Below are 8,594 nucleotides of genomic sequence, written 5' to 3'. Positions count from 1 at the left end.
CGACGAGCTTCGACACCGTACCGTTCACCGCGATGCGACGGGGCTTGGCCGACTCGGGGATGCGGCGGACCAGATCGACAGTGAGCAGGCCGTTCTTGAGGGTGGCGGTCTGCACCTCGATGTAGTCGGCGAGGCGGAAACTCAGCTTGAACGCACGCTGCGCAATGCCGCGATGCAGGTACTGCGTTTCATCGGCGGTCTCGCGCCGGGTCGAGCCGATGGTGAGCACGTCCTTCTCGACCTGAATCTCGAGATCCTCGTCGGCCATGCCGGCTGCGGCTACGACGATGCGATACTCGTCCTCGCTTTTCTTCTCGACGTTGTACGGCGGATAGCTGGCAGCTTCAACGCGCATCGAAGCCTCGACGAGATCGTTGAAGCGGTCGAAGCCGATGGTGGAGCGATAAAGCGGAGCAAGGGAAAAGCTGTTCATGAAAATAACCTCCTGACAATCAGCGAAGTGGAATGTGTCGGAACCCGAACTGCGGCATCCCGACCAAGACGATCTATGGCAGATCTACTTCGTTTCAAGAGGTGTTCGGTACGCGTTCAGCGCTTCAGCCGCGAAAGTGATGCCGCTCCATCCGCTGCGCATGAAGTTGCGGATGTTCTGGTGGTCGCTCGCATCCGGGTGCTGCAGCACGTCTTCACGGTAGTAGCGACCGAAGCAGGCAAGCGTTTCGTTCTGGCTCAGACCCTGCAGCTTCGCGAACGCAAAGATCTTGCAAGAGCCGCCGTTCTGGTCAGCAGCGTTTTCGACGTCTCCATTCCGGAAGGCCGTCGGCGTGTACCGGTAGTGACTTTCGATCGCCGCAATGGCGTCGGCGAATTCGATCTGCTCGGGCGTTTCGCGCAGGCGTTGGAGGAAAGCGGTCAGCGACATGGTCGAGCGGAGTTCAATCGGGGTGCGCATTCTAGCCGCGCCTTGATCGAAAAAGTCGGCCGCATACCAGCCCGCCAAGTGGCAACGATGTCGTCTTTCGGACAGGTGTCGATCGGCCCGACCTGCAACCGGCAAAGCAGGCGAGGGCCGCCGGCACGACTGCCGTCAATGAAGACGCCGCGATGACCGAGGCATCAAAGCTGAAGAGGTAGCTCGAGATGTTCGCGGTAGATGAAATCGCGGTGCGCCATCAGGACCGGCGTGGTGGCTGCGCGCAGCGCTGGATCGCGGTTGGTGTACACCGCGCGGAACAGGGGCGCCATCTCGCAGAGGTCGGGCGGAAGCGGTTCGAGCATCGCTGCGGCGGTAGCCCAGTAGATGTCCAGTGCGGTAAGCGCATCGCCGATGAAGTAGCGCGAGCCGCCTGCCTGCTGTTTCTCGAGCTGAGCGGTGAACCGCTGCATGATCTCGACGCAGCGCCCCGGCGCCGCCGCCGATACTTCCGGCCCGTACCAGTACTTGCGACCAAGCTTGTCGTAGATGTCTCGCGTTGCCGCGTCCTGCTCCGGCCGCGTGAAGTCGCGCACCATCAGGTGTCGCCGGTTCCATGAGAAGCCGTTCTCGCTCATCAGTTCGTTAGCCAGACCGAACATCAGCAGGCGCTCGTCCCAGTCCTGCGGAATGAGTCGCGGCATGGGTGCCAGCCGCTCGAACAGGAACAGCTGTTCGATCCAGGTGCAGCGGGGCGGCTCATCGTTCCAGCAGGCGACCGGTGCGGTGGTCTGTGCGGTCCAGCGCAGCAGCTCGGGATTGGCGCCCAGCACATCCTGCCGCGCTCTTACGTAAGGCAATTTCTTGACATGCAGGATGCCCTTGGCCGCTTCGCTGAACGGCCCGGGGATGCCCGGCGTGAGCACCACGCGCAGGCCGGGCATGGCGATGGCTTCGGCGACTTCGACATATCGGCTCATACAGGGTCTCCAGATCCATCCGCTTTCGGCACCGATCCGGTCAGCGATGTTCGCGCCGAGATTTCGATCCAGTTGCCGTCGGGGTCCTTCACAAAACCGAAGCGCGCCACATCACGGAAGCTGATCGCGGCGCGTGCGAGCCGTCCACCGCGCGCGATGATCCCGCGCATCGCCACGTCGGCGTCGAAGATCTGCACGGTGAGATAGCGGTAGCCGAGACCGATGAAATCCTCGGTCTCGCTGCCGCCGGGACCTTCCTTGACGAACAACAGCGTGTCTCCGCAGCGGGCGGTATTCGCGTCGATACGATCGAACTCCATCGCGCCGGTGTAGAACGCCATCATCCGAGCCGGGTCGGGTGTGCGCACGGTGATGCCGATGCGAGTGAGCCCGTCGGTACCTGGCGGTACGAGGCGGACAGCGTTGCCATCTGCGTCCACCCCTTCCCAGTGCCCGTCGTGGCGCACGATGCTGAGGCCGACGTAACCCGTGGGCGGCAGCACCGGAAGCTCGTCGGCCCAGTGGTTGACCTTGATCACGGAGCCGTGGGCATCGAAGCGGTGCTGTACCCAGCCCGGCCTCAATTCCAGTTCGTGATCCAGGCGCAGGCCCGCGGTGCCTTTCCAGAACTCGCGTTGCGGCCCGATATCGCGCGTGAACAGGCCGAGGTCCAGGTGCTGCTTGGCGAGCTTCATCGGCGAGACCTAGTCCGGCAGATCATCGAGCGCATCGTTGTCGAGCGCCTGCAGCGCGCCGCCAATCGCCATGTGCATGAGCATCTTGTCGCCGCGCTCGGTGCGCTTGACGATAAGCGTTGCGGCAATGGCCACCGCGATCACGGCGAAGCTGTAGTGCGCGTAGTCGCGCAGCAGGTGATCGAAGCTGTAGTCGTGCACGCCGTGTCGCAGCAGATCCTCGTGGTACTCCTTGAGCAGAGCGCGCTCGTGAGTCTTGCGGGTCTGGCGGTCGAAGATGCCGCTGAGGAAGTAGGCGACGTCCATGCCGGAACCGAGAAAGTTGCTGGTCTGCCAATCGACCACGCAGATGCGATCGCTGGGAGCGCCGAACAGCATGTTGTCGGGTCTGAAGTCGTTGTGGGAAAAGCACTTCGGGAATTCGCGCGGGCGATTCCAGTACGCGTGATTGCGCACGTATTTGTCACCCACGCGCTTGAACTCGGGCGTGAGGTACTCGGTGTAGTGCTTGCAGACGTGATCCCAGGATCGTTCGATCAGCTCGGTGGTGTAGAAGCCCTGCGCACCCTCCGGCACATAAAGCCACGGCTGGGCCATCAATTCCCTGTCGTTCCAGAACGCCGCGTGCAGCAACGCTGCTTCCTTGAGCGCGCGGCGCGCCTCGTCCAACGTGCAGCCCTTGAACTGGTCACCCTGGCGCGCGGGCGCCATGTCTTCGAGCAGCAGCGTGAAGTCGTTGGCCTGGTCGATCTCGGCGACGTATACCGCGGGCGTGCGGATCTTCGCGCGATGCGCCAGCTCCCGGTAGAACATCACCTCGGAGCGATAGAAGCCCATGGTCTTGCCGGACTCGGCCGCCACCGCATTGGCCGAGGGAAATTTTCCGACCACCGACTTCGGCGCTTCCGGCGGCGGCGCGCCCTTGTATTGCAGGTGGAAACGGCGGGTCTCGCCGAGTTGGCCGGTGCCGACCTGCTCCATGCGCAGGCTCTCGACGCTGGCGTCCACACCTCGTTGCAGGAGGGCTTGCGTGATCCATGCCGCCGTTACCTGATCCGGCGTCACGATGGCGAGGGCTTCGGTCATGGAGCGCTCAGGCGGCTTTCTTGGACTTTGTCCACGCGACGGCCGACGGCTCCGGCAGCGGGCAGCTCTCGCTGACCAGCTGCGTTACCTTGAGAATGCGCCCTAGGCCCAACGCCATCGCGCTCCACATCAGCAGCTCGGTGATCTGCTCGTCGCTGAAGTATTTCTTCAACTCGGCGAAATGCTCATCGGTGATCGCGTGGTGGTTGTTGCCGAAGGCCGTGGCGAAACGCACCACGGCGCGTTCCTTGTCGTTCAGCGTCTTGCTGTCGACGCCAGGGATCGCGGAGATGTCCTGCTCGTTGACCTCGTCCGTGTAACGCACCGCCTGGCAAAGCTGGCATTGCGTGCCCTGCGCGATGGCGAGGCGGGCCAGCTCGGTGATGCGCGGGCCGAGCTTGTTGTCGAACCAGATGCTGAAGTAGTACGGGAAAAAGGTCTCGCAGTGCTTGGGGATGTTGCCGAGCAGACCGATGTACTCCTGGAAATGCGGCATGAACGCCGGATCAACCTTGGGGTACAGATCGTCCGCGATGCTGCGCAGGTAAGGGGTCAGATTCTGGTGTTCGACGGTTCCGACGAGCATGAGGTTTCTCCGGTGAGGCAGGGGCCTGCTCACGATGGTACGGAGGGCGGCGGCACAGAAATTGGCCAGGACTGACATCGGATTGGGCCAGAACGGACCCCGGAATCGCCCGACTATGAAAGGCGATCGGCAGCGCCATACTGGTCCGGTCAGCCAAGGTCAGAAGAGCACCGCCATGACGACTCTCCCGTCGCCACTTGTCCACGGATGGCAGGATCCGGATGTGTGGAGCACCGGCACGGTTGCGCCAAGCAAGCAGTTCGAATGCTGGCGAGCATTCGTGGTGGACGCGCACATGCGATGGGACATTCGCCCTGTTCGCTGCGACTGCTTCCCCGCGTACATGCGTCAGGGTCGCTTCGAGGGCTATCGTCTGACGCACCTCACTGCGCATCGCGGAGGTATCGTCGGCCGGCGCGGACCGCGCGAGATTGCGCTCGACGACGAGGCCTTCTTCAACCTCATCTACATCGCGGAAGGCTCGATCAGCCTGACCATCGGTGGTCAGGACATCGCGCTCATGCCGGGTCAGTTCACGCTGTGGGACACCACGCGGCCGATGCGTTTCGTCACCGGCGAGAACCTTCGTCAGATCACTTTTGCCGTGCCGCAGTCGGCGCTGCGGCGAGTGCTGCCGCGTGTCGATGCCTATATCGGGCAGCCAATCGACTCGGCTGCCGACGTGAGTCGGCTGTTCGTGAATCACCTGCTGTCGCTGGACGAGACCTTCGGCGAGTTGCCGCAGACCGCGGCTGGACACGTGCTACGCGCAACACTGGAGTTGCTCGCGGCCACGCTGCGCGCCAAGGACTCGACCGAACTGCACGATGGCTCCCACTTGCTGCTGCATCAGGCCATGAACTACGTCGAGCAGCATCTTGGCGAGCCGGCGCTGGACACTCGTGCAATCGCGCGCGCTTACGACATCAGTGAGCGCCATTTGCATCGCCTGTTCGAGCGAGCCGAAACCACGCCAGCAGCGTGGATTCGTCATCAACGTCTCGAGCGTTGCCGCAACGATCTCCACGGGTCGCCACGCACGAGCATCACCGAGATCGCCTATCGATGGGGATTTCGTGACTCAGGCACGTTCAGCAAGATCTTTCGCAAGGCGTTTGGAGTAACCCCTCGCCAGGAGCGAGCGGGCCTCGTCGACAAACCTGATCTCAAGGAATGAGAGCTGGTTGTCGAACGAGCTTGCTCTGCAAGGTCTCCGACTGGCGCGAGCGCGTGTCCTAGTCGGGCAGGGTTTCTCCGGAGCCGCCCATCTCGGCCGGGAAGTCTTTCATCTTCGGTAGCCCGTCCTTCACGCTCAGCACTTTCTCTGCGTAGTTGACGTGGACAGCCGGCAGGAACTTCAGCGTCGGGATCACGGCTGCGTAGACGTCGACCAGGCCCATCGGTGGATGGTCGCTGAAGACATGGCCGCCGCAAGTCTTGCACCACTTGCGATAGCTCACCGGCGTCTTGTTGTAGGTGCCGATGTTGTCGGCACCCTGTGTCACCTTCAGTGACTCCGGCTTCCACAGGCTGAACGCGTTGACCGGCCCCGCTGACCAGTGTCGGCAGGACTCGCAATGGCAGTAGCCCATCGCCACCGGCTCGCCACTGACGGTGAATTGCACCGCACCGCAAAAACAGCTGCCCTGATGTTCGCTCACGGTTGCTCTCCTTGATTGACGGGATTCACGTCGAGTTCCAACGAGCGATCTGCAATCGACTGTCGAGGCGACGCTTCAAGCTGCTCATGAAACGGTGCAGCATTTGCCGATCATACCCACCAGGTCGCCACCAGGTAGTGCAGTGATCACCGCCGGATCCGCCTTGATCATCTCGGCAAGCGGCTCAGGGTCTGCCCTGCGATTAGTGACCATGGCTGCCGCTCAGCCATCAAGCGCCGGGAACGACAGCCACCCACTCTTCACTTTTGCTCCAGAGCGTACGAGCCAGGTTTGCATCGCTGGCGATCTCTGAAGGTTGACTGCTGCGGCAGTTGTCGTAGTACAGGCCGCTGTCGCCAGCCAGTACCGGGTCCGTGGCGCAGTGCAGGGTGGTCGCCGCACCTTCGTCCTCGCTGATCATGAAGCGCTTGATCAGACCATCGAGCGGCCAGGGCACGGCGCGCCAGACATTGGTGGCAACGACGCCGGGATGGACGGCATAGCTGGTGACGCCGCTACCTTTCAGCCTGCGCGCCAGTTCCGCGGCGAACAGGATGTTGGCCAGCTTGGCGACGGCGTATTCCTTCAAACCGCCGGCACTCTGCGTCGGCCGGCGCAGCGCTTCGAAGTCGATGCCCTTGGCGTGACGATGGGCCTTGCTGGCGACGACCACGATGCGGGACGGTGCCGCAGCCTTCAGGGCATCCATCAGCCGTTGGGTCAGCAGGAAGTGGCCGATGTGGCAGACCCCGAAGCTCAGCTCGAAGCCGGATGCGCTCATCCCGCGTTGACCCGCCAGTCCGGCGTTGGCGATCAACAGATGCAGCGGCAGGCCGCGAGCCAGGAAGCGCTCAGCACACGTGCGGACCGAGGCCAGGTCGCCGAGATCGAGCGGCAGGAACTCGGCTCTGGCGCTGCCGCCGCTGCGCTGCGCGATGTCGTCGAGCACGGCCTGCGTGCTCGCTTCATTCCGGCAAGCAAGGAACACGTGCCAACCCTGCAGTGCCAGTTCCCGCGCAGTGACTTTGCCAATGCCGGAGTTGGCGCCGGTGACGATTGCGACCTTGCCGTTGGGCGTGATGGTGTTCATGGCGGATCAGATCTTGGGTAGCGAGGACGGGGTGATCAGCAGAGCAAATACTGATCGGCTTCTTGACGCCGAGCTTTCAGGAGGCAGCTTCCAGATTGGTGCGCACCTTGGCCAGGAAGGCCAGAAGTTGCTGCCGTTCGAGGAGACTCAAGCCCTCGACGGCCAGGCTGGACAGGCGCTGTCTCTGGCGGTGCAGGGTTCGATGGATGGCAGCGCCATCCGCCGTCAGGTAGAGCCGCAGATTGCGTCGGTCTCCTTCATCGGCCTTGGCCTCAAGCAGACCCCGATCCCGCAAGCCGCCGATCAGGCGAGCGAGTTGGCCCTTGTCGCGGCCCGTGTGGGAAACCAGATCGCTGAGGGTCGACCCGATCCGCCGCGAGAAAAAGCCCAGCACCTTGCTTTCCATGGTCGTGAGTTCGTGCGGCCCATCGCGCAGGACGCGGTACTGCTGCGCGCGGAACAGATGCATGACCGAATGGATCGACTCGACCACGGTCTCCGCGATCTGGCCTTCGGTTTGATTGACAATATCAACGGATTTTTGCATGATGGTTGATATTATCAACTACTAAGCCGGAAACTTGAAGCCCCGTCGTGACAAAGGCCAGGGCAGGTGACCGACGCAAAGGAACATCCGTGTATTCATTCACCGCAAGCGCGGAACGCCGGCTCCTCTGGCTGCTGGCTTTTACCCAGTTCACCGTCATCATGGATTTCATGGTGATGATGCCGCTGGGGCCGCAGATCATGCGGGCCTTCACCATTTCCCCGGCCGCTTTCGCCACCGCGGTCTCGGCCTATTCCTGGTGCGCAGGCTTGTCAGGGCTGCTGGCATCGATCTATATCGATCGCTCCGATCGACGCTCGCTGCTGTTGAGAATGTACGCGCTGTTCTCGATATCCAATCTGGTCTGCGCCTGTGCCGGCAGCTTTGAAGTCCTCTTGATTGCCCGCGCGTTTGCCGGAATCTCCGGCGGCGTGATGACGTCGCTGATCATGGCCATCGTCGGTGACGTCATCCCGTCTCATCGACGCGGCGCTGCCACCGGCATCGTCATGTCGGCCTTCTCCCTGGCCTCCGTGATCGGCGTTCCGGTGGGCATCGCATTGGGCGCTCACCTCGGCTGGAGCACGCCTTTCTTCCTGCTGTTTGGACTGACGCTGCTTATCGGGCTGATCGGATACTGGCTGGTGCCGTCACTGACCGCGCATCTGGCGGGCGGACTGCGCCCGTTTTCCAAGGCGTTGCCTGATCTCCTGAAGCTGATAGCCGAGCCACGCTATCGACCCGCGTTCCTGCTGAGCTTCAGCCTCATGGTCGCCCACATGATGGTGATCGCGTTCATCTCACCCTTCCTCGTCGCCAACCATGGGGTTGCTCCGGCCAGCATCGCCTGGATGTACTGCGTCGGTGGAATCGCGCCGTTCTTCACCTCACGACTGATCGGCCGGCTGGCGGATCGCTACGGCCATCGGCGGGTCCTGCAGGTGATGCTCCTCGTCTCGCTGGTGCCAGTGCTGTTCCTGACGCATATGCCGTCGCTTCCGTTCTGGGCGATCGTGCTGTTCTTTCCCTTCTTCATGGTTGCCATATCCGGACGCATGGTGCCGTTTCAGGCGCT

12 protein-coding genes are annotated in these 8,594 nt (G+C 62.6%); 2 read left to right on the top strand and 10 right to left on the bottom strand.

All coding sequences use genetic code 11. The features are described from left to right. The 6 genes from QZY06_RS10085 to QZY06_RS10060 all read right to left on the bottom strand — a co-directional run. A partial coding sequence (locus QZY06_RS10085; protein WP_295683623.1) for an Hsp20 family protein occupies nt 1-433 on the bottom strand: 433 nt, incomplete at its 3' end. An 84-nt stretch (nt 434-517) separates the two neighbouring features. Then, nucleotides 518-883: a HopJ type III effector protein gene (locus QZY06_RS10080; protein ID WP_367275607.1), complete on the bottom strand. Its 366-nt coding sequence runs from the start codon at nt 881-883 to the stop codon at nt 518-520. 194 nt (nt 884-1,077) lie between these two features. Next, complete coding sequence (locus QZY06_RS10075) at nt 1,078-1,854, bottom strand: hypothetical protein (RefSeq protein ID WP_295683618.1); 777 nt, start codon at nt 1,852-1,854, stop codon at nt 1,078-1,080. Continuing rightward, nucleotides 1,851-2,549: a VOC family protein gene (locus QZY06_RS10070; RefSeq protein ID WP_295683616.1), complete on the bottom strand. Its 699-nt coding sequence runs from the start codon at nt 2,547-2,549 to the stop codon at nt 1,851-1,853. The genes QZY06_RS10075 and QZY06_RS10070 overlap by 4 nt, the downstream gene beginning before the upstream one ends. Nucleotides 2,550-2,558: 9 nt before the next feature. Next, entirely contained in the window at nt 2,559-3,635 is a 1,077-nt protein-coding gene (locus QZY06_RS10065) for an oxidoreductase family protein (RefSeq protein WP_295683613.1), read from the bottom strand. A gap of 7 nt (nt 3,636-3,642) precedes the next feature. Continuing rightward, entirely contained in the window at nt 3,643-4,221 is a 579-nt protein-coding gene (locus QZY06_RS10060) for a hypothetical protein (RefSeq protein WP_295683610.1), read from the bottom strand. A gap of 175 nt (nt 4,222-4,396) precedes the next feature. Between QZY06_RS10060 and QZY06_RS10055 the strand changes: the two genes are divergently transcribed. Next, entirely contained in the window at nt 4,397-5,398 is a 1,002-nt protein-coding gene (locus QZY06_RS10055) for a helix-turn-helix domain-containing protein (RefSeq protein WP_295683607.1), read from the top strand. Nucleotides 5,399-5,456: 58 nt separating this feature from the next. Here the strand turns inward: QZY06_RS10055 and QZY06_RS10050 are convergent, their stop codons facing one another. The 4 genes from QZY06_RS10050 to QZY06_RS10035 form a co-directional block, all read right to left on the bottom strand. Then, nucleotides 5,457-5,882, bottom strand: coding sequence for a GFA family protein (locus QZY06_RS10050; protein ID WP_295683604.1), 426 nt, complete (start codon nt 5,880-5,882; stop codon nt 5,457-5,459). 84 nt (nt 5,883-5,966) lie between these two features. Then, nucleotides 5,967-6,095: a hypothetical protein gene (locus tag QZY06_RS10045; RefSeq protein WP_295683602.1), complete on the bottom strand. Its 129-nt coding sequence runs from the start codon at nt 6,093-6,095 to the stop codon at nt 5,967-5,969. A gap of 16 nt (nt 6,096-6,111) precedes the next feature. Continuing rightward, nucleotides 6,112-6,972, bottom strand: a complete 861-nt coding sequence (locus QZY06_RS10040) for an SDR family oxidoreductase (protein ID WP_295683599.1) — start codon at nt 6,970-6,972, stop codon at nt 6,112-6,114. Nucleotides 6,973-7,048: 76 nt separating this feature from the next. After that, nucleotides 7,049-7,519 (bottom strand): MarR family transcriptional regulator, encoded by a 471-nt coding sequence (locus QZY06_RS10035; RefSeq protein ID WP_295683596.1) that lies wholly within the window; start codon nt 7,517-7,519, stop codon nt 7,049-7,051. 89 nt (nt 7,520-7,608) lie between these two features. On the opposite strand from QZY06_RS10035, the gene QZY06_RS10030 reads away from it, so the two are divergent. Further along, nucleotides 7,609-8,594 (top strand): MFS transporter (locus QZY06_RS10030; protein ID WP_295683594.1); only part of this gene is annotated, 986 nt, incomplete at its 3' end.

The sequence above is a fragment of the uncultured Nevskia sp. genome (assembly GCF_903885465.1).
GTDB lineage: Bacteria > Pseudomonadota > Gammaproteobacteria > Nevskiales > Nevskiaceae > Nevskia.
This window is presented reverse-complemented; position numbering and strand designations above follow the sequence as displayed.

Bases quoted from the DNA above. Each gene is read 5' to 3' on its own strand.
- QZY06_RS10080 (WP_367275607.1), bottom strand. From the start codon at position 883: ATGTCGCTGACCGCTTTCCTCCAACGCCTGCGCGAAACGCCCGAGCAG.
- QZY06_RS10075 (WP_295683618.1), bottom strand. From the start codon at position 1,854: ATGAGCCGATATGTCGAAGTCGCCGAAGCCATCGCCATGCCCGGCCTG.
- QZY06_RS10070 (WP_295683616.1), bottom strand. From the start codon at position 2,549: ATGAAGCTCGCCAAGCAGCACCTGGACCTCGGCCTGTTCACGCGCGAT.
- QZY06_RS10065 (WP_295683613.1), bottom strand. From the start codon at position 3,635: ATGACCGAAGCCCTCGCCATCGTGACGCCGGATCAGGTAACGGCGGCA.
- QZY06_RS10060 (WP_295683610.1), bottom strand. From the start codon at position 4,221: ATGCTCGTCGGAACCGTCGAACACCAGAATCTGACCCCTTACCTGCGC.
- QZY06_RS10055 (WP_295683607.1), top strand. From the start codon at position 4,397: ATGACGACTCTCCCGTCGCCACTTGTCCACGGATGGCAGGATCCGGAT.
- QZY06_RS10045 (WP_295683602.1), bottom strand. From the start codon at position 6,095: ATGGTCACTAATCGCAGGGCAGACCCTGAGCCGCTTGCCGAGATGATC.
- QZY06_RS10040 (WP_295683599.1), bottom strand. From the start codon at position 6,972: ATGAACACCATCACGCCCAACGGCAAGGTCGCAATCGTCACCGGCGCC.
- QZY06_RS10035 (WP_295683596.1), bottom strand. From the start codon at position 7,519: ATGCAAAAATCCGTTGATATTGTCAATCAAACCGAAGGCCAGATCGCG.